The organism is Pararhizobium sp. P1_E7 (assembly GCF_056405855.1).
The window spans coordinates 12,871-31,333 of record NZ_JBFUBH010000005.1; the positions used below are offsets into that span (position 1 = coordinate 12,871).

Here is an 18,463-nt window from a genome sequence, read left to right on the forward strand (position 1 = left end):
TAGGGAGTAGGGATTATGGATTGATTCTATTGGCTATTTTGCCAATTTCTACTGCCCCCCCCCAGAAAAAAAACGGCGCCCCGAGGGACGCCGTTCGATTCAAGTCGTCGCAAGCTGTCAAATCGAGGCTTAGTCAGCCTGGATGTTGACGGCCTTCGGGCCCTTGCCCATGCGATCCGGCTCGGTGTCGAAGGTGACCTGCTGGCCGTCCTTCAGCGTCTGGAGACCAGCGGCCTGCAGCGCGGAGATGTGAACGAACACGTCCTTTGCGCCGCCTTCCGGCGTGATGAAACCAAAACCCTTGTCCTGGTTGAAGAATTTTACGGTGCCCTTGGTGGCCATGGGAGAAGTCCTTTTTCCCTTAATGATGTGTCCTCACCCCTGCCAGGGTGGAGACGTTTTTCTTTCCGGTTTTTGTCTTCATACCGGAAAGCCAGTCGGAGAAGTCGATAACGGGGAAAGAACGTCTACAGTGCCTCTCGGGCACGCCCGGATTACTCCGAGACCATACAGCCAGTCCAGTCTCCGGGATGCAAACGCCCGAACGCCGAAATATTTGCAGCAAAAAAAGAAAATAGCAAGCGTTTAATCCTTTTTACTCAACCGCATGTCGGTATCGGTGGCGGATTGCACCACAACGGTCCATTGCCCGTATGGCGGGTTTTTGCCCGGCTGCCGTTGCGGCCTGAAAGAAACCCGCCGGGGAAAACCGGCTGCCGCCCGGATCTCGCCCCAATTTGGTCCCGGCGGTGGCCGAAGAAGGGGCCGCCGGCCGGTTGCCGCCTCGGGCCTGATTGCGGGGTTGATGCGAGTTGGACGGCGGGTTAGGTCAGGAGCGGAATGACGAATGCTGGACTGCGAGGTGGCTTGGTGATCGACCCCTATGAAACGCTTGGAATTGACCGCGGCGCCGACGAGCAGGCGATCAAGGCGGCCTGGCGCCGGACCGCAAAGACCGCCCATCCCGACAGCGGCGGCGATACCGAGGCTTTTGGGCGGCTGCAGGCCTGCTACGACCTGTTGAAGGATCCGGTGCGCCGCAAGGTCTACGACAATACCGGCTACGACCCGCAGCTGGCCGACCCGCGCGACCTGCAGGGCATCCTGAAGCTGGAAACGCTGGTCAACGACTTCATCCTCGACGAACGCGAGCCCGGCAGTTTCGACCCGGTCGCCGCCATGCGCCGCAAACTGTCCGACGACATCGTCAAGAGCCGGTTCCACATCCTCGAACTGGAGCGCCATCGCACCCGGGTGCGCCAGCACATCGACCGGCTCGGCCGCCGCCCCGCCGCCGACATCCTCGGCTCGATGCTGCGCACCCGCTCGCAATCGATCGCCGACGCCATCCGCAGCGCCGAGGCGCAGATCGAGGCGATCGAGCAGGCCTACACGATGCTGGAGGGGTATTCCTACGAGTGGGAGCTGCTGCCGGAGGTGAAGGCGGCGGAGTAGGGCGGGCTGAAGGCTGCGCGTCATGCGGCCGCTCGTTGTTTCTCTGTCGGAACGCCAGCTTCCGTCATGCCTGTTCTCGGGCTTGACCCGAGGGATGTCACAGGAATCCGGTGCGCCGTGTCCACGGCGCGTAGGACTCGTTGAGCGACCCGGCAGGCTCACGGGGCGGACGCGCCGTGGCTGGATCCCCGCCACAAGGGCTGACATGACGGAGGGTGGGGAGGCATCGACCATGCTGCCAGTGCACGCCGCTAGTACCGCCGGGCGGGGGCTTGCGCCGCCGCCCGCAGCGAGACCGGCGCGCGCCCGGGTTTGCCGGTGGTCATCCTGTACCAGGTGGGCAGGGCCGCATGCAGCCAGTGGCCACGCGGCTGGGTGCGGCGGACGATCTCGCCGACCATCATCAGGAAGGGATCATCGGCCGCGCGGATATAATGCGTCAGGAAATGGATCTTGTCGTTGTCGGCCCATTGGCAATGGTCCAGCAAGCGCGCGTAGAATGTCCGGCCGCTGAGATCGAGATGGTGCAGGCAGTCCGGCCCTTGCGGTGCGGAACTGCGGCAGCGCCCCTGCCGCCGGCAGGCCGGATCGGCGCAGCGATCGCCCGGCAGGCCGAACATCTCGATGGTGCGCTGCCGCAGCGCTGTCTGGTGCCGCTCGGACGGGGTCATGGCTTCTCTCCGGCTGGTGATTGAGGGGCGCGCCATCGCCTTCACGCGACCGGCTGGCCCGCGGTTTGCCGCATAATCATGTCCGCCGCCTTTCCGGCTTTGGACGGGACGCTCGCAAGAGCCTCGTTGGGTGGTGGGAAAGTGGCTCTTGCCAGCGCCCCGTTCGGCGGTTTTTGCCCGCGCACGCATTCCGCTACGGCCTTTCGGCCCTCTGTGCATCGCACGCCCGCAGCAGCATCAGCCTGCGGAGGGGAATTTTCGCACGAGCCCCGGGATTGAGAACTTCCGTCCTTTCCTCAAACCCGGCACCGGCCCCGCCTCGCTGCCACGGCTGGCAGTGTATCCGTGGCGGAACGGGAGAAGTATGGCATGGGTTTTGGGGGCGGGGATTTTGGGGGAAACTGGGGAGGGGGGCGGCGACGAGATTGAGCACGTAGCCTTTGGTTAAGATGTTGATTTTATGTCATCTACCGCAAGGGGAGAGGTTGGGTTTACGCACCCCTCGCGGCAGGTTGTCATCCCCGCCGCGGTTCATGACGTGGCGCAGTCCTCTCCTCCGTCTTCCTCGGCCTCGTGCCGGGGATCTGGCCACCGGGCGTCCACGCGGTGATAGAGCTCTTCKGGGGAAAAAGAGTTCTGCGCGCGGTGGACACGGCGCACTGGATTCCTGTGACGGGCACAGGAATGGCGAAGGAATGTGGGTATCCGGGACTCCACCAACGGGTCTTGTGGGGGCGCGAGGGGACCTCTTACCCTACCCGTAGGCAGTATTGTCTCCGTCTAGCGACGTGCGATTGGAAAAAACTCCCGTTTGTGGCGCGGTGCTGCCTTTGCACAGATTGGCGTTCGCTTTGGGTCTAGAACGACGTCCGTGATTTCATTGTGTCAACGAAGTATGGACATTGTCTCGTCGCCATAGTCATCCATTTGCAATATCGGGTTGGGATTGCCGTTTATTCGGGCGCTATAAGTCAGCCAGCCATTTCCGAGAAGGTTGACGAAAGTACGCAAGCTTTCATTGACCTCTTCATCTCGGTAAAGCGGATACCAACCAGCAAACTCCATTCCGTCTGCCACCACTTTCGTCGGAGTGTTTGGATTTAGATAGACAAATCCATCTGGGTGCGTATCGGCGTAGTTTTCGCTCATCAATTTTGCGAGATGAAACAGCATGTTGCCATGCCCTAACAACGGCGTCTGATCCATGGCAAATAGGATGAGGGTAAATGTTTCGGCGTTGCCGAACATATCCTTAGATCGTTTAAGCTGTTTGCGAGCGGCTTTGACCCGATCTTCTAGTCTTCGACGTATCCGAGTTCGAACGACCGACTGTACGCTGTCCGGGATCGGCTTGCCTCGGAACACCACATCCATCATTTCCTTACCAGTATGGCCGGTATCAGAGAAAGCTTGAAATAGGGACGCAGTTGCATCGCTTCCAGCAAAAACCCCCTCAAGGGTTTTCAGTTCAGCGATGACATTATGATCCGCAAAAATGTAATCCGCGTTTAGCGGCATCTGATCTTTTTTCTCGATGCGATCAGAGATTTTCTCTCCGCCAAACTCTTTGACAAAAGCGTCGAAAGACTCCTCTACCGGGAGTGGCTCGGGGCGTTCAATGGGTTCTTCCGTTCGATATAGTTTCTCATATTCTGCGATCCTGCTGTTTCCTTTGTATCCATTTCGCATAGCCCGCAGCCAAGCTAGAAATCCCACAATGCTCTCCATCACATCAGGCTGATAACATGTTACCCAAACACGTAGTTCGAACGCGCTTTCGCAACAAATACATTGTTGGGCAAACTAAATGCCGATTTCCCCAAGACGCCGAATAGTTGGGTTTGCGGCTGTTAGGCTTTGCGAAGGCCGGCCTGTATTCACACCGAGGTAATCGGGCAAACAAAAAACAGTGGCTGCTCGTGAATGTTCAATCAAAACTGACAAAACTCCAAAATCGTATCGTTGGCTGCTGCCTTCAGTCTCATCACGCTATTCTACCTACCGCGCCCCATCAAACAGCCCACTCAAGCTCCACGGGTACTCCCCCTGCTGGTTGGCGATGTCGTCGACGTTCCAGCCGCCGTGTTCCTTGACCAGCGTGTAGTAGAGCGTCACCGGCTCGGAATTGGTGAAGGTCACTTCCAGCTCGGCGGTATCCTCGGTGACGATCGGCTGGCCGACGTCGACATCGGTGGCCTCGCCGTCATTGCCTGATATGACCGGGTCGAAATCGATGGTGCCGGCGTCGCCCGGTTCGGTGTTGTCGAGATCGGCCTGGAAGCGGGCGTTCAGCTGGTCGGAGAAGAACGGGGAATAAAGCGAGGGGGCATCCGCGCCGGTCTCGGTGGTGTCGTAGCTGTAGAGGGCTTCGAGCAGCGCCYGCGGCGTCTTGAAGGTTTCGGCGGCGGCGGGCAGGGCGAAGAGGGCGGACAGCAAGAGGGCGGACAGGGCGGGCAGGCGCATGGCGGGTCCTTTGGCAGCGGGGTTAGCGAGGACTAACCGATAGGCGGCGGTCTGGCCATGGTGCATTTTTGGGGATGTGGCGTGTTTGCGGTKCTCGGATGCGATGAAGTTCTTCGCTGGCTTGCCCCTCACCCTAGCCCTCTCCCCGCACACGGGGAGAGGGGATGACGGAGGGTGCCGCTTCTCCATCGTTTTCAGGCTGAGGGAACAAGAGTTTGCCGCTGGTTCCTTCTCCCCGTTTGGACGGGGAGAAGGTGCCCGATAGGGCGGATGAGGGGCGTTCTGGCTGCGCGGGGACTATTGGCCCGGCCGCCCGGTCTTGCCCTTGGTTTTCTTCTGGCGCTTGAGGTCGCCTGCGTCCTCGTAGGAGCCGGCGCCGGGCTTGGCGCGGATGAGGGGTTTGGCGTCGTCAGAGCTGGATCCCCGGGTCAGGCCCGGGGACGAGGATGACGGAGAGACCTCGCGTTTCTCCGGCTGGCCCTGCAGCAGCGGTTTTTCCGGCAGCTTGCCGCTGGTGTTGAGCGGCTTTTCGGTGCGGCCGACGGTCATTTCGTCGAGGTCGTTCTTGCGGAACAGCGAACGGGCGGGCGTTGTGACGTCGCGGCCCATCTCGTCGAGATCGGGTTTGGCGAAGAGAGAACGGCCGGGTTGATCTCCCCCCTTGTGGGGGAGATGGCCCCCCCGGGATTTGCCTTCGGCAAACCCGAGGACAGGCTGCGCGTCAGAGGGGGCGGCGGATTCGGAGTTTGAGGTGGGCTTACCCCCCTCTGTCAGCTTTGCTGACATCTCCCCCACAAGGGGGGAGATTGGGACCGCGTTTGCCGTCCCCTTTTTCTTCGCGCTATTACCTTCCATTGCCCGCGCCTCTTGCCGGGCCATCGGGTCGTCCATGACGGCGAGTTCGGCGGCTTTGAGGCGTTTGATTTCGTCGCGCAGGCGGGCGGCTGTTTCGAAGTCGAGGTCGGCGGCGGCGTTGCGCATCTGCTTTTCGAGCGCTTCGAGATGGGCGGCGAGATTGTTGCCGACCATGTCGGTGAGACTGCCCTTGACGCCCTTGATGCCGATATCGGCGCGGACATGGTCCTTCTCGTAGACACTGTCGAGGATGTCGGAGATCCTCGCCTTGACCGATTCCGGGGTGATGCCGTTGGCGGTGTTATAGGCCATCTGCTTTTCGCGGCGGCGGCTGGTTTCCTCCATGGCGCGCTTCATCGAGCCGGTGACGGTGTCGGCATAGAGGATGACCTTGCCGTCGACGTTGCGCGCCGCGCGGCCGATGGTCTGGACCAGCGAGGTTTCCGAGCGCAGAAAACCTTCCTTGTCGGCATCGAGAATGGCGACGAAGCCGCATTCGGGGATGTCGAGGCCTTCGCGCAGAAGGTTGATGCCGACGAGAACGTCGAAGGCGCCGAGACGAAGATCGCGGATGATCTCGATGCGCTCCAGCGTGTCGATGTCCGAATGCATGTAGCGGACGCGCACACCCTGTTCGTGCAGATATTCGGTGAGGTCCTCGGCCATGCGCTTGGTGAGCACCGTGACCAGCGTGCGGTAGCCGGCGGCCGCCGTCTCGCGGATTTCGCCGAGCACGTCGTCGACCTGGGTTTTTGCCGAGCGGACCTCGACCGGCGGGTCGATCAGGCCGGTCGGGCGAATAACCTGTTCGGCGAAGACGCCGCCGGACTGTTCGAGTTCCCAGGCGGCCGGCGTCGCCGACACCGCGATGGTGTCCGGGCGCATGGCGTCCCATTCCTCGAAGCGTAAGGGACGGTTGTCCATGCAGGACGGCAGGCGGAAACCGTATTCGGCCAGTGTCGCCTTGCGGCGGAAGTCGCCCCGGTACATGCCGCCGATCTGGCTGACCGAGACGTGGCTTTCGTCGATGAACAACAGGGCGTTGTCGGGGATGTATTCGAACAGGGTCGGCGGCGGCTCGCCGGGTTGGCGGCCGGTGAGGTAGCGCGAATAGTTCTCGATGCCGGCGCACGAGCCCGTCGCCTCCAGCATCTCGACATCGTAGCGGGTGCGCTGCTCCAGCCGCTGGGCTTCGAGCAGGCGGCCGCCCTTTTCCAGTTCGGCAAGCCGCAGTTTCAGCTCCTCCTTGATCGACTTGATTGCCTGGTTGAGCGTCGGGCGCGGCGTGACATAGTGGGAATTGGCGTAGATTTTCACCGACTTCAGGTCGTCGGTCTTCTGGCCGGTGAGCGGGTCGAACTCGGTGATCGCATCGATCTCGTCGCCGAACATCGAGATGCGCCAGGCTGCGTCTTCCAGATGGGCCGGGAAGATTTCGATCGTGTCGCCCCGGACCCGGAACGAGCCGCGCTGAAAATCCATGTCGCGGCGCTTGTATTGCTGGGCGACGAGATCGGCGAGCAGCTGCCGCTGGTCGAGCGTGTCGCCGACCGTCATCTGGAAGGTCATGGCGGTGTAGGTCTCGACCGAGCCGATACCGTAGATGCACGAGACCGAGGCGACGATGATGACGTCGTCGCGCTCGATCAGCGAGCGGGTGGCCGAGTGGCGCATGCGGTCGATCTGCTCGTTGATCGAGGATTCCTTCTCGATGAAGGTATCGGAGCGCGGCACGTAGGCTTCGGGCTGGTAATAATCGTAGTAGGAGACGAAGTACTCGACGGCGTTGTCGGGAAAGAAGTTCTTGAACTCGGAATAGAGCTGCGCCGCCAGCGTCTTGTTGGGCGCCAGGATGACGGCGGGGCGCTGGGTGGCCTCGATCACCTTGGCCATGGTGAAGGTTTTGCCCGAGCCGGTGACGCCGAGCAGGACCTGGGAACGGTCGCCATTGGAAAGGCCTTCGACGAGATCCTTGATGGCGGTCGGCTGGTCGCCGGCGGGCTCGAAATCGGCCTTCATGACGATCTGGATGCCGCCTTCGGACTTTTCCGGCCGGGCGGGCCGGTGCGGCGTCCACAGCTTGCCGTCCTTGAACAGCGGATTGCCGCTCTCGATCAGCGCGGAGAGGGCCTCGACGGTGGCGGTGACGGCGGACGGGGCGAGCGCATCCTCGAGCGCGGTGTCCATGCCGGCCACGGGATTGAGGCCCGCAGCCGCGCGGGCCCTGGGGTCGGACGTGCCGCCCATCGAGGTACCGCGTGCCGAGCGGCTGGCGCTGACCCCGTCCTTGCCGGCCTTTTCCTGTTTGGCCTTCTGGGCTGATATCTCCACCTTCTTGCGGTGCTTGCCGGCCTTGGAGGCGACGTCGTGGCGGGTCTCGATGGTTTCGGCCTCGGCCATCCGCTGCAGCTCTTCGGCCCAGTCGGCGACGTTCGACGACAAGGCGCCGGAGGAAAGGGGAGCCCCCTCGAAGGAAGCCTGCGGAGCTTCCTCGAAGCCGGTGGGTTTTTTCGGTGCTTTCGACATGCCGGGGAATATGGAGAGAGTCCGGCGAAATGTGAAGGGGGCAATGAGTACAAAAAGGCAACGGAACGATGGGCTGCTGCCAGTTTCTGACACTGTGGCAGGGGACGGGTTTTCAGGGTGTCTTCAGAGCGCCCAAGGAGGATTATCGATCCTGCTGCAGGACGGTACAACCAACAATCCGGTCATAATAGGTTTGGCCGCGCCAGAATAGAAAAGGCAGCAGCCACCAGAGCAATTGCCCGATCCCGAAAACGATGACGATAACAATGGAAAGCGGCCAATTCGTCGTGCTCATGTCACGTGCTTGCGCAATCAGATTTCCAAAAGAATCGGGACTGAGAAAGGCACGCACGGTCGTGAGAATACTGATGATGCTGCCGAGAATCCAAGGCGCAAATTTCAGCAGTTCCCGCCGCGTGGCGCGATGCAGACCGGGCGAAATGCCATAGGGCGTGAGCACCCTTAGAGCGAAGAGCCGCTTGCCGGGGGAGCGTCGGCCGCTGGCGGAAAAATAGATGAAGAGGCCAATCCCAGCGGAAAGCAGCAGCCCGGATGCCAAGATTTGGACAAGCAGCGCGGATCGCATTTCGGCAGGCCCGAGGGCGGCGCCGTTGACGTCAGATTCAATAGCTACCCATTTGGACCAAGTATAGAGTCCCTTCGTCTTGGCGGTTGTGGACTTGAATACATACCGCGTGCCATCGAACAGAGCCGTCTTGCTGCAGAGAGTGTTGGTTCGCTCCAGCCCGAATTCCAGTGGCCAATCCCTGTCCACCTGCGTCACCAATGGGCTCGGCGGGGCAATGCGGCATTCGGTATAGTCGATGGCGCCAAAGCCGATGTTCCATGGGCTGAGCATCGTGACAGCCAGCAAAACGGCATAGACTGCAATGTTGAACAGAAAGATATCGACAGCGAATGCGAACACTCGACGCCAGAAAAGGCGCGGCGGACCGTCTGCATAGCGCGGCACTGAATAGGCTGTCATGAAATCCCCAATTGCATTACCGCAATAGCTAAGCAACGGGGCGGGTGTCGTCAACGCCTGATTGCATATGTGGCATATCCCCCGAGGGCGTTGACGAACGACCAGACCTAGGAAAAATCGACAAACGGTCAGGCCGGAATAGTTCCGCTTGTTTGCCGGTTTCGTGGTTTTGCGGTCTCGGAGGGAAACTCACGTCGTTTCCGGCTTGAACGGAGATGGACTGGCGGTAAAAGCTTTGCGTCTTGCCAATCTGTCTTCCCAAGGATTCGATTATGCCTTTTTCGCTCAATGCGGCCGCCGTGCTGCCGATCGTGCTGCTGGTCCTGTCGAACGTCTTCATGACCTTCGCCTGGTACGGGCATCTGAAGTATACGTCTTCGCCGCTCTATATGGCCGTCATCGCCAGTTGGGGCATCGCCTTCTTCGAGTATTGCCTGGCGGTTCCGGCCAACCGGATCGGCCATGAGGTCTATTCGGCGGCACAGCTGAAAACCATGCAGGAAGTCATCACGCTGCTGGTCTTTGCCGGTTTCTCGGTGTTCTGGCTGAAGGAATCGCTGACCTGGAACCACGCCATCGGCTTCTGCATGATCGCCGGCGGTGCTGCCTTCGTGTTCAAAGGGTAGCGCCCTGCGGCTGCATGCGCTACCGCAAGCCGCGGGTATCTGCAGACATGAATGAACGGGACCGGCATGATTTTCCTTAAACTGACCCTGGTTCCGTTCTTTCTGTTTGCCGTTTCGATGGCGGCGGTGCGATGGGGGCCGGCGGTTGCGGGCTGGCTCGCCGCGTTGCCGATCGTGACCGGGCCTATCCTCTACTTGCTGGTACTTGAACAGGGCGCCGTGTTCGGCGTTGGCGCTGCGGCTGCGGCCTTGTCGGCGATTTTTGCATCGGAGGCCTTCAATCTGGCCTATGCATGGACATGCCGCTGGTATCATTATTGCATCGCGGCGCTGATGGGGCTTGCCGCATGGTTCGCTGCGGCTACCGGCTTGACGAATATGCCGGGAACGCCGCCCTTTGCGCTCGGCGCTGCGCTCCTCGGCGTTACCCTGGCGCAAACTTTTCTGCCGCGGACCCACGCCGCCAGCAAGGTCATATCGATCACCCGGACCGATCTGCTCTTGCGCATGGCCGCCGGTGCCGTTCTGACGCTGGCCGTGACGATGCTGTCGGTTTCCCTCGGTGCGCAATGGAGCGGCGTGCTGAGCGTTTTTCCGTTGCTGGGGCTGATCCTGTCGGTGTCTTCACAACGGGCATACGGGCCCGATTTCGTTGTCCGGCTGCTGCGCGGCATGGTGCTGGGGCGGTTCTCGTTTGCAGCCTTCTGCCTCTGCCTGATCTGGATGCTCCCCAGGCTGAATGTCGAGATTGCGTTTTTGCTCTCTTCGGTTGCCGCCGTTTGTGTCCAGTGGGCAAGCCGGCAAGCGGCCGCCGTCATGCGCTGATCCCGTCACGCGCTGATTTTGGCCGGGGCAGCAATCAAACCGCGCTGCCAAACAGCGTGTCGAGGATCTGGCCCTCCAGCCGTGCCAGTTCCGGCGAGCCGTGGCGGCGGGGGCGTTCCAGCGGAATGTCGAGATCCAGCGCTATACGACCGTGGTCGATGACGATGACCCGGTCGGCGAGCGCCACGGCTTCCGAGACATCGTGGGTGACCAGCACGGCGGTGAATGCCTGCTGCAGCCAGATGCGTTCGAGCAATTGCTGCATTTCGATGCGGGTCAGCGCATCGAGCGCACCAAGCGGTTCGTCCAGCGCCAGAATATAGGGATGGGCGACAAGCGCCCGGGCAAGTGCCACGCGCTGCCGCTGGCCGCCGGACAGAACGGACGGCCATTCTCCGGCACGGTCGGCCAGGCCGACTTCCCGGAGGATGGCGAGCGATTTTTCATGGGCTTGCGTGCCTTTGGCGATGCCGGTCAGGCCGACTTCGACGTTTTTGGATATCTTTGCCCAAGGCAGAAGGCGGGGTTCCTGGAACATGATGCGGGTGCGGTTTTCGCCTTCCGCTCCCTTGTTGACCGTCAACGTACCGGATGTCGGCCTGTCGAGGCCGGTCAGGAGCCGCAAAAGCGTGCTCTTGCCGCAACCGCTCTTGCCGATGACGGCGATGAACTGGCCGGCCGGGACATCGAGATCGATGTTGTCGAGGACAGTCTTGTCGCCGAACTTGCGGCTGATGCCGCGAAAGGAAAAGGCGTTCTCGCGGACATCGCGGCCGCGTGCGTGCGGTGCCGCATAGGGAAACCACTGCGTCGGCGTTGTTTCGCGCAGGGCGCGGGCTTCGGCCGTTTCTCTGGCCGGGCGGGCGTCCTTGGTTTTTTTATCGAGGGCGATGACGGACATTTTCGGCACTCCGTGTTTCGGGTTGCTTTTGGTCAGGCGGTCTGGAAGGCCGGATGCCATTGCAGCGTCAGGCGCTCGAGCAGCCGGGCAAAGCTGTCGGCGAGCTTGCCGAGCAGGGCGTAGATCAGGATCGACAGGACGACGACATCGATCAAAAGGAACTCGCGCGCCTGCATGGCCATGTAGCCGAGACCGGAGGAGGCGGCGATGGTTTCGGCGACGATCAGCGTCAGCCACATGATACCAAGCGCATAGCGCAGGCCGACGAAGATGGCGGGAAGGGCGCCGGGCAGGATGACGCGGAAAAACAGGGTGGTACGCGACATGCCGTAGACGCGGCCCATCTCGACCAGCTGCGGATCGACGCTCTGGATGCCGAGCAGGGTATTGACGTAGATCGGGAAGAACACGCCGAGCGCCACAAGAAAGAGCTTTGCCTCCTCATCGATGCCGAACCAGAGGATGACCAGCGGGATCAACGCCAAGTGCGGGATGTTGCGGATCATCTGCAGCGTCGTGTCGGTCAAATTGCGCGACAGGCCGGAAAGGCCATTGGCAAGGCCAAAGACGAGGCCGATCGAACCGCCGATGACGAAGCCGGACAAAGCGCGTGCCGTGCTGACGCCGATATTGCGGACGAGTTCGCCCGACAGCAGCAGGCGCCAGAAGGCTTCGGCAACGGCCGAAGGGGCGGCCATGACGTTCGGCGAGATCAGACCGGTGCGGGCAGCAATTTCCCAGGCGAGCACGATCAGAGCGGGCAGCAGCCAGCCGGTGCCGTTGCGCAGGATCGCCGCGCCGCTGCGCAGGAGCGATTGACCGGTGTATTTCATCATCTGCCCTTTGCTCTCTCGTACTCCCTCGCGTGCCGGTCCGGATCGACCGGGACCGGCACGCTGCCGCATTTCCTGGGAGGAAATCAGTTTGACGGTGCCGTCCAGACGGCGTCCGAAATGGTGATCTGCTTGGGGATCAGGCCGAGCTTGAAGAACCGGTCGGCGGTCTGCTGCTGGCTGGCGACGATTTCCGGCGTGATCGGCTCGATGCCGAACGTGCTGCGGTTGGCGGCAATCGTCTGGGCTTCCAAAGGCACGCCCGTGACTTCATGCAGAGCTTCGGCGACCTTGTCGCGGTTGGCATCGGCCCAGCCGGCTGCGTCCTTCAGGGCGGCGATAGTGGCCGTTACCGTTTCAGGATGGTCCTTTGCGAAGTCGCGATTGGCAAGGAAATAGGTCTTGACCTTCAGGGTCTCAGCCGAGGTGGTGAGGATACGCGGCTTGTAGCGGGTTTCGGCGATGGCGAAGAACGGGTCCCAGACGGCCCAGGCATCGATCTTGTCGCTGGCAAAGGCCGCAGCCGCGTCGGCCGGGCTCAGATAGATCGGGGTGATGTCCTTGAAGTCGATGCCGGCTTTTTCCAGCGCTGCAACGACGAGGTTGTGGGCTGAGGTGCCCTTGCCGACGCCGATCTTCTTACCCTTGAGATCGGCCAGCGACTGGATCGGCGATTCCGGCTTGACGAAGATGGCCTCGCCGGCGCCGTTGGAGGGAAGGGCTGCGGCATAGGTGATGGCAGAGCCTGCGGCCTGGCCGAAGATCGGCGGCGCGTCGCCCGTCCAGCCGACATTGATCGAGCCGACATTCAGCGCTTCGACCAAAGGCGGGCCGGCGGTGAACTCGACCCAGGAGACGGCGATGCCCTTCGGCTCCAGCGCCTTTTCGATGATCCGCTGCTGGCGGGCGATGACCGGCAGGCCGGTTTTCTGGTAGCCGATCTTGAATTCCGTCAGCTCGGCGGCGAACAGACCGGAGGCGGAAAACAGGCTGGTGGCCAGCAGGCCAGCGCCGAACAGGCGTCTTGTCAGTGTAAACATCGATCCCTCTTATGGTTGGCGGAGGCTCCCCGCTTGAATGAGGATCATGTTAAATAAATCTATCAAGCTTATAGAGTTTATTTATTTTGTAGATTTACCATGCGGGGAAACGCTTTTCCGCGATGGAAGGGCATTCGACGGGATTTTTCCGTCACTGCCTCGCGTCACTTTGAAAAGTGCAATCGGCGCCGGACTGCATAATTCCCAAGATCGAAGTTGATTTAAGGAATTATGCAGTAAATTTGAAAGTGCTACAGCGACCTTTGCGCATCATGAATGACGCGCTGCGCTGTAGTGTCCCACTCGATGAAACGGGATGGCAAAGCGAGGGCAGCGTAATGAATCCAACGGAACATATCGACCAGCTGATCGCCGGGCTTGCGGACTGGCGTGGCCAGACGCTTGCGGTGATCCGCAAGGACATCCTTGAGGCCGATCCGGACATCATCGAGGAATGGAAGTGGATGGGAAGTCCGGTCTGGTCTTGCGACGGGATCATTTTGGTTGGCAACGCCCACAAGGAGAAGGTGAAGCTGACATTTTCCCACGGCGCCAGCCTTGCGGACCCGGACAAGCTTTTCAACGCGGGGCTCGGAGGCAAGGTCTGGCGGGCGATCGATGTTTTCGAGGGCGGTACGATCGATGGGCGCGCACTCAAGGACCTCATCCGCGCCGCCGTTGAATTCAATCGGGCCAAAAAGAAGAAGAAGGCGCCTGCCGGTTCGCGTGCGAAGGCACCCAAAAGCGAGAAGGCATGATGTGCCGCCTTGCCTGAGGGCGTCCGGATATGCCGGTGTCGTGTTGGTCCGGGGGCAGGGCTATTCGGGCAATCCGACGATGCGTGCGCCTTCGGCGAACCTGTCGGCGAGATGCTGCACCAATCCGACTTCGAAGATCATACGGAGCCGAAATCCCGGTTCCAGTTCAAGCAATCGCTGCACGATCGCCTGCGCTTCTTCCTTGCGTCCGGCCAGTCCCAGCGAAGCGGCCTCGAAGAAATAAAGCGTGCTGAAACGGGGATTGTCCTGAACGGCCCTGGCGAAGTGCGGTAACGCCTCGTCGTAGCGTGTCTCCAGCAGGTCCGCCGTGCCGAGTGCCAGATGCGCGCCGTAGGCCATCGGGTCGAAGGGGCTGAGCCGCAGCGCGCGGTTGGCGCTGGAGGCGGCCTCGGCGGCGTGGCCAGCAAAGGCGTGGATGACAGAGCCGAAATAGAGCGCCGTAGCGCACGAGGCGTTCAGCGACAGGGCGCGCCCAACGGCGGTCAAACCAGCTTCGTGGTCCTTGCCCAGCATGAAGATCGCAAATCCGGCAATGGCCAGCGCCGTCGCGTCATCGGTGCCGCTGGCGATCACGGCGCGCGCATGCTCGACCCCGGCGGCCTTGTCGGCTGCGCCGAACCCGGCGCGCGAGAAGAAAATCTCATGGCACCAGGCAAGACGGGCGTGGGCGGCAGCGTAATTCGGGTCCAGCCGGAGCGCCTCCTCCAGGAGTTCTGCTGCGATCCTGGCGTCCGCGGGCATCACCGTTGCCATGTGGGGAACAGCCCGCAGATAGAGGTCGTAGGCGTCGAGATTTTCCGGACGCTTTTGCCGGGCGCGCTCGATCTCCGACCGTTGCAGGCTCGGCTCGACAATGCCGACCACCTTGTCGGTGATCTGGTCCTGCAGATCGAAAACATCCTCCAGCGCGCCATCATACCTGTCTGCCCACAGATGCGCGCCGGTCTCGGCTTCGATGAGCTGGGCGCTGATGCGCAGCCGATCGCCCGCCTTGCGCACGCCCCCTTCCAACACATAGCGCACGCCGAGTTCGCGCCGACCTGCCGGATATCGACCGCCTTGCCTTTGTAAACGAAGCTCGAATTGCGCGCGATCACGAACAGCCATTTGATCCGCGACAGCCCGGTGATGATGTCCTCGACCATGCCGTCGGCGAAATATTCCTGCTCGGCGTCGCCGCTCATGTTCTGGAACGGCAAGACCGCAATCGAGGGTTTGTCGGGTAGCGCGAGCCGCGGAAGAGGCTCTTCCCGCCGCACGGAGTCCGCCGGTGCCGCGGGCTGCGGCGGGGGACGGACGCCGACTTGCAGCGAATAGACGTGGACCGGATCGGTGATGTTCTTCAGGTGCACTGCGCCGCGGTCGTTGATCGCGAGATCGAGCCTTGCCTTGACCTGCCAGTACGCCTGCTCCGAGAGACAGATGCTGCCGGGCTCGCAGATCCCTTCGAGCCGCGCGGCGATATTGACGCCGTCCCCCATCAGATCGCCGTCGTTCTCCTCGACGACGTCGCCCAGATGGATGCCGACGCGGAACTCTATGCGACGCTCGGCCGGCAGGCCGGCATTGCGCTCGACCATGGCATTCTGCACCTCGATGGCGCAACGCACGGCGTCCACCACGCTGCGGAACTCGACGAGGCTCCCATCGCCGGTGCGCTTGACCACGCGGCCATTGTGGACGGCAATCGTTGGATCGATCAGATCGCTGCGGAGCGCCCGCAGCCGCGCCAGGATGCGGTCTTCGTCGGCACCGGCAAGCCGGCTGTAGCCGACCACATCCGAGACCAGGATCGCCGCTATTTTGCGGGTCTCGCTCATGTCCGTCCTCCCCGGTCCAGACTACCATAACAGCCGGGCCGGAGCTATGTTGTATCACGCCGAGCGACGCGACTCTGTGAACAGCGCTCTCGGTCTTCTTGTGGCGAACGCCCGCCTTGCGGCCAGGGTAGACATTGCTATTTGGCGGTTTTCAGTGATCTTTACATGAACAGCACAGACCACAGTCAGACCGGAGCGCCCAGGAGGTGGTTCACATGTCCTCCGTCGATTCTCTTGCGGCGAGGCTGCTGTCGGCGACGTTGATGTTCGATCGGGCGTCGTCGGTGGCGCTCGAGGCCTTGGCAGCCGAATCCGACCGCCGGGTCTTGCGACGTGGCGAGGTTCTGGTTCGCGAAGGCGATCCATCCGACAGGTTCTTCATCGTCATGTCGGGTCGCTTTACGGTGCACAAGGGAGATTCGGCGGTCCCGGTCGCCGGGATCGGACAGGGCGAACTCGTCGGCGAGGTCGGTTTCTTCGCAGGACTGCCGCGCACGGCAACCGTCCTTGCCGCGCGCGATTCGATCGTCCTTGAAATCCGCGGCAGCGACTTCGAGAAGGCGGCCGAGGCCTTGCCGAGCCTGCGGCAGGCGGTCACGACATTTCTGGCGCGCCGGTTTGCGGTGCAATCTCCAAGTTCGGTGCTCCTCAAGCAATCTGCCAGGATCCGGACGCTTGCGATCATACCCGCCGGCGGAAGCCGCATTTCACCCGCCTTCATCCGGCGCCTGCAGGAGGCGTTCGACGCCGATACGCTCTCCCGGTTCGTCGCCCGGGCTGACATTCACGCACGGTTCGCCGGTCTTCCGGTCGACGACCAGCCGGTTTTGAACTGGTTGAATGAGTTGGAGGCGGAAACCGAAATCATCGTCTATGTTGCCGATGAAGAGGCGAATGACTGGACACGCGTCTGCATTCGCCAGGCCGATGCCTTCCTCTTGCTTGCCGACGCATCCTGTTCACCTCGGCTGAATCCCTCCGAGGCACTGGCGCTATCGGTTCATTCACCATCGGCCGGGCGGCTCGTCCTCATTCATGATACGCGCTCGACGGCGGTCTCCGGTACGTCCGCTTGGCTTGATGAGCGTCCTCATATTGGCCAGCATCATCATGTGGCGCTGGAGGACGGGGCTGACATGGAGCGGCTGGTCCGATTTATCTCCGGCAAGGCACGGGGCTTCGTGGCGGCGGGTGGCGGGTCCCTCGGCAGCGTGCATCTGGGCGTCTACAAGGCTTTCGTCGAGGCGGGTGCTCGCTTCGACTATCTCGGCGGCACGAGTTCCGGAGCGGCGATGATGGCCGGCTTCGCCAGCGGATTGGATGCAGAGCAGATCGACCGGGGCACGCACGACATCTTTATCAAGAGCCGGGCGTTTCGCCGCCTCACCGTGCCGCATTTCGCACTTCTGGATCATAAGGTTTTCGATCAGGCGCTTCGGTCGGAATACAGCGATGTTCTGATCGAGGATCTCTGGCTACCGTTCTTTGCCCTTTCGACCAATCTGAGCAGCCGTCAACCCCATGTCCACCGTCGTGGAAAACTCTGGCAGGCCGTTCGGGCATCGGGCTCGATCCCGGGTATTCTGCCGCCGTTCTTTACGGCCGATGGCGATATGCTGGTGGACGGCGCCATTATGAACAATCTGCCGTTGGACCAGATGAAAGAACTCAAGACCGGCCCCAATGTCGTCGTGAGCCTGGGGTCGAATGCACCGCAGAAATACCACATCGATTATGACCGCATCCCCGGCGCTACCGAACTGGCCGTCGCCTGGCTGAACCCTTTCGGTCGCGACCGCTTGCCGAAGATCCCCAGCATGCTTCAGGTTATCGCGGCGAGCATGCTGGCACACCGGCCGCAGGACATCGCGCTTGGCGACGAGGATGTCTCGGTCTGCCCACAGGTTTCCAACATGATCGGCTTCATGGACTGGAGCCGGCATTCCGAGCTGTTTTCGGACGCCTACGACTGGACCAGCCGATGGATCGAAGAGCGTCTCCGCGAGAATGATCCGGGGCTGCGAGCGGTGCTGGGGTCCGCGCGTTGATGGCTGCGTCATTCCTCAAGGCGGCATTCCGGCCGCATGGCGTTTTTCCCGCCGCTCAATCCAGCAGATCAAAGGCGCGAAAAATCCAGACGACCTGGTAGGTCAGGCCGGCAATCAGGAAGACGGCGTGGAAACGGCGGTTGGCGGTGACGGCGGCGGCGATGCAAAGGGCGATATAGATTGCGTTTCGCAGCGGATATTCCACACCATAGGAGAGGAAGTAGTCCTTGCCCTTGACGGCGGTATCGACGAGATCGACGGCATAGGCGAGCGCCAGGAAGCCGAAGAACCAGGCGCGGCGCGAGATGAAATACTGCTCATAGCCGCTGTAGTCCTCCATCGAGGTGGGAAACAGGAGGACGCAGAGGAAGTAGAAGATGCAGCAATAGGAGATGACGAAGAGGTAGACGCTGAAATCGATCACCGGCACCGAATGCAGCCGGTACTCCCACCACCAGAAATAGATCAGGAACAGGAACATGAACAGCACCCAGCCGAGGTGCAGCCAGTAGATCCTGGTCTTGCCGGGGTGCTGGACGAACAGCGCCAGCCCCGTCAGCAGGCGGGCCATCGAGAGGCTGACGACCATGCCCATGACGACGCGAATGTGAGAGAAAATCTGCGGATCGACGG

The 18,463-nt window shown here is 61.6% G+C and carries 17 protein-coding genes; 5 read left to right on the forward strand and 12 right to left on the reverse strand.

Annotated features, from left to right (window positions below; all coding sequences use genetic code 11):
- Nucleotides 1–129: 129 nt before the first annotated feature.
- On the reverse strand, nucleotides 130–342 hold the full coding sequence (locus AC1D17_RS07370; RefSeq protein ID WP_037095903.1) for a cold-shock protein: 213 nt from the start codon (nucleotides 340–342) through the stop codon (nucleotides 130–132).
- A 498-nt stretch (nucleotides 343–840) separates the two neighbouring features.
- Between AC1D17_RS07370 and AC1D17_RS07375 the strand changes: the two genes are divergently transcribed.
- Complete coding sequence (locus AC1D17_RS07375; RefSeq protein WP_264218522.1) at nucleotides 841–1,455, forward strand: J domain-containing protein; 615 nt, start codon at nucleotides 841–843, stop codon at nucleotides 1,453–1,455.
- A 251-nt stretch (nucleotides 1,456–1,706) separates the two neighbouring features.
- On the opposite strand, the gene AC1D17_RS07380 is transcribed toward AC1D17_RS07375, so the two are convergent.
- From AC1D17_RS07380 to AC1D17_RS07400, 5 genes are all read right to left on the reverse strand, one after another.
- The gene (locus AC1D17_RS07380) at nucleotides 1,707–2,126 is read right to left on the reverse strand and encodes a hypothetical protein (protein ID WP_477564760.1); all 420 of its coding nucleotides are present in this window, start codon (nucleotides 2,124–2,126) and stop codon (nucleotides 1,707–1,709) included.
- Nucleotides 2,127–3,011: 885 nt separating this feature from the next.
- The gene (locus AC1D17_RS07385) at nucleotides 3,012–3,842 is read right to left on the reverse strand and encodes a hypothetical protein (RefSeq protein WP_477564761.1); all 831 of its coding nucleotides are present in this window, start codon (nucleotides 3,840–3,842) and stop codon (nucleotides 3,012–3,014) included.
- Between the two features lie 282 nt (nucleotides 3,843–4,124).
- Nucleotides 4,125–4,589: a DUF3828 domain-containing protein gene (locus tag AC1D17_RS07390; RefSeq protein ID WP_477564762.1), complete on the reverse strand. Its 465-nt coding sequence runs from the start codon at nucleotides 4,587–4,589 to the stop codon at nucleotides 4,125–4,127.
- Nucleotides 4,590–4,886: 297 nt separating this feature from the next.
- On the reverse strand, nucleotides 4,887–7,970 hold the full coding sequence (uvrB, locus tag AC1D17_RS07395) for an excinuclease ABC subunit UvrB (RefSeq protein ID WP_477564763.1): 3,084 nt from the start codon (nucleotides 7,968–7,970) through the stop codon (nucleotides 4,887–4,889).
- Between the two features lie 142 nt (nucleotides 7,971–8,112).
- A complete protein-coding gene (locus tag AC1D17_RS07400; protein WP_477564764.1) occupies nucleotides 8,113–8,958 on the reverse strand; it encodes an RDD family protein in 846 nt (281 codons plus the stop codon).
- A 272-nt stretch (nucleotides 8,959–9,230) separates the two neighbouring features.
- Between AC1D17_RS07400 and AC1D17_RS07405 the strand changes: the two genes are divergently transcribed.
- Both AC1D17_RS07405 and AC1D17_RS07410 read left to right on the forward strand, forming a co-directional pair.
- Entirely contained in the window at nucleotides 9,231–9,584 is a 354-nt protein-coding gene (locus AC1D17_RS07405; protein WP_477564765.1) for a DMT family protein, read from the forward strand.
- A gap of 66 nt (nucleotides 9,585–9,650) precedes the next feature.
- Nucleotides 9,651–10,409 carry a hypothetical protein gene (locus AC1D17_RS07410; RefSeq protein WP_477564766.1) on the forward strand — a complete coding sequence of 253 codons (759 nt, stop codon included), beginning with the start codon at nucleotides 9,651–9,653 and terminating at the stop codon, nucleotides 10,407–10,409.
- 34 nt (nucleotides 10,410–10,443) lie between these two features.
- On the opposite strand, the gene AC1D17_RS07415 is transcribed toward AC1D17_RS07410, so the two are convergent.
- The 3 genes from AC1D17_RS07415 to AC1D17_RS07425 form a co-directional block, all read right to left on the reverse strand.
- Entirely contained in the window at nucleotides 10,444–11,310 is an 867-nt protein-coding gene (locus tag AC1D17_RS07415) for an ATP-binding cassette domain-containing protein (protein ID WP_477564767.1), read from the reverse strand.
- A 32-nt stretch (nucleotides 11,311–11,342) separates the two neighbouring features.
- A complete protein-coding gene (locus AC1D17_RS07420; RefSeq protein WP_477564976.1) occupies nucleotides 11,343–12,143 on the reverse strand; it encodes an ABC transporter permease subunit in 801 nt (266 codons plus the stop codon).
- Between the two features lie 86 nt (nucleotides 12,144–12,229).
- The gene (locus tag AC1D17_RS07425) at nucleotides 12,230–13,183 is read right to left on the reverse strand and encodes an aliphatic sulfonate ABC transporter substrate-binding protein (RefSeq protein ID WP_477564768.1); all 954 of its coding nucleotides are present in this window, start codon (nucleotides 13,181–13,183) and stop codon (nucleotides 12,230–12,232) included.
- A gap of 338 nt (nucleotides 13,184–13,521) precedes the next feature.
- On the opposite strand from AC1D17_RS07425, the gene AC1D17_RS07430 reads away from it, so the two are divergent.
- The gene (locus AC1D17_RS07430) at nucleotides 13,522–13,941 is read left to right on the forward strand and encodes a DUF1801 domain-containing protein (protein WP_477564769.1); all 420 of its coding nucleotides are present in this window, start codon (nucleotides 13,522–13,524) and stop codon (nucleotides 13,939–13,941) included.
- Between the two features lie 60 nt (nucleotides 13,942–14,001).
- On the opposite strand, the gene AC1D17_RS07435 is transcribed toward AC1D17_RS07430, so the two are convergent.
- Complete coding sequence (locus AC1D17_RS07435) at nucleotides 14,002–14,703, reverse strand: tetratricopeptide repeat protein (RefSeq protein ID WP_477564770.1); 702 nt, start codon at nucleotides 14,701–14,703, stop codon at nucleotides 14,002–14,004.
- Entirely contained in the window at nucleotides 14,703–15,782 is a 1,080-nt protein-coding gene (locus AC1D17_RS07440; protein ID WP_477564771.1) for an adenylate/guanylate cyclase domain-containing protein, read from the reverse strand. The genes AC1D17_RS07435 and AC1D17_RS07440 overlap by 1 nt, the downstream gene beginning before the upstream one ends.
- Nucleotides 15,783–15,997: 215 nt before the next feature.
- On the opposite strand from AC1D17_RS07440, the gene AC1D17_RS07445 reads away from it, so the two are divergent.
- Nucleotides 15,998–17,830, forward strand: a complete 1,833-nt coding sequence (locus AC1D17_RS07445) for a patatin-like phospholipase family protein (protein WP_477564772.1) — start codon at nucleotides 15,998–16,000, stop codon at nucleotides 17,828–17,830.
- 55 nt (nucleotides 17,831–17,885) lie between these two features.
- Here AC1D17_RS07445 and AC1D17_RS07450 read toward each other — a convergent pair whose 3' ends face one another.
- Nucleotides 17,886–18,419 carry a hypothetical protein gene (locus AC1D17_RS07450; RefSeq protein WP_477564977.1) on the reverse strand — a complete coding sequence of 178 codons (534 nt, stop codon included), beginning with the start codon at nucleotides 18,417–18,419 and terminating at the stop codon, nucleotides 17,886–17,888.
- Between the last annotated feature and the right edge of the window lie 44 nt (nucleotides 18,420–18,463).

What these genes read in the sequence shown, in the direction of transcription:
- AC1D17_RS07380 (WP_477564760.1), bottom strand. Translation starts at nt 2,126, where the DNA reads ATGACCCCGTCCGAGCGGCACCAGACAGCGCTGCGGCAGCGCACCATC.
- AC1D17_RS07370 (WP_037095903.1), bottom strand. Translation starts at nt 342, where the DNA reads ATGGCCACCAAGGGCACCGTAAAATTCTTCAACCAGGACAAGGGTTTT.
- AC1D17_RS07435 (WP_477564770.1), bottom strand. Translation starts at nt 14,703, where the DNA reads ATGCCCGCGGACGCCAGGATCGCAGCAGAACTCCTGGAGGAGGCGCTC.
- uvrB (WP_477564763.1), bottom strand. Translation starts at nt 7,970, where the DNA reads ATGTCGAAAGCACCGAAAAAACCCACCGGCTTCGAGGAAGCTCCGCAG.
- AC1D17_RS07405 (WP_477564765.1), top strand. Translation starts at nt 9,231, where the DNA reads ATGCCTTTTTCGCTCAATGCGGCCGCCGTGCTGCCGATCGTGCTGCTG.
- AC1D17_RS07440 (WP_477564771.1), bottom strand. Translation starts at nt 15,782, where the DNA reads ATGAGCGAGACCCGCAAAATAGCGGCGATCCTGGTCTCGGATGTGGTC.
- AC1D17_RS07420 (WP_477564976.1), bottom strand. Translation starts at nt 12,143, where the DNA reads ATGAAATACACCGGTCAATCGCTCCTGCGCAGCGGCGCGGCGATCCTG.
- AC1D17_RS07450 (WP_477564977.1), bottom strand. Translation starts at nt 18,419, where the DNA reads ATGGTCGTCAGCCTCTCGATGGCCCGCCTGCTGACGGGGCTGGCGCTG.
- AC1D17_RS07415 (WP_477564767.1), bottom strand. Translation starts at nt 11,310, where the DNA reads ATGTCCGTCATCGCCCTCGATAAAAAAACCAAGGACGCCCGCCCGGCC.
- AC1D17_RS07425 (WP_477564768.1), bottom strand. Translation starts at nt 13,183, where the DNA reads ATGTTTACACTGACAAGACGCCTGTTCGGCGCTGGCCTGCTGGCCACC.
- AC1D17_RS07430 (WP_477564769.1), top strand. Translation starts at nt 13,522, where the DNA reads ATGAATCCAACGGAACATATCGACCAGCTGATCGCCGGGCTTGCGGAC.
- AC1D17_RS07375 (WP_264218522.1), top strand. Translation starts at nt 841, where the DNA reads ATGACGAATGCTGGACTGCGAGGTGGCTTGGTGATCGACCCCTATGAA.
- AC1D17_RS07445 (WP_477564772.1), top strand. Translation starts at nt 15,998, where the DNA reads ATGTCCTCCGTCGATTCTCTTGCGGCGAGGCTGCTGTCGGCGACGTTG.
- AC1D17_RS07410 (WP_477564766.1), top strand. Translation starts at nt 9,651, where the DNA reads ATGATTTTCCTTAAACTGACCCTGGTTCCGTTCTTTCTGTTTGCCGTT.
- AC1D17_RS07400 (WP_477564764.1), bottom strand. Translation starts at nt 8,958, where the DNA reads ATGACAGCCTATTCAGTGCCGCGCTATGCAGACGGTCCGCCGCGCCTT.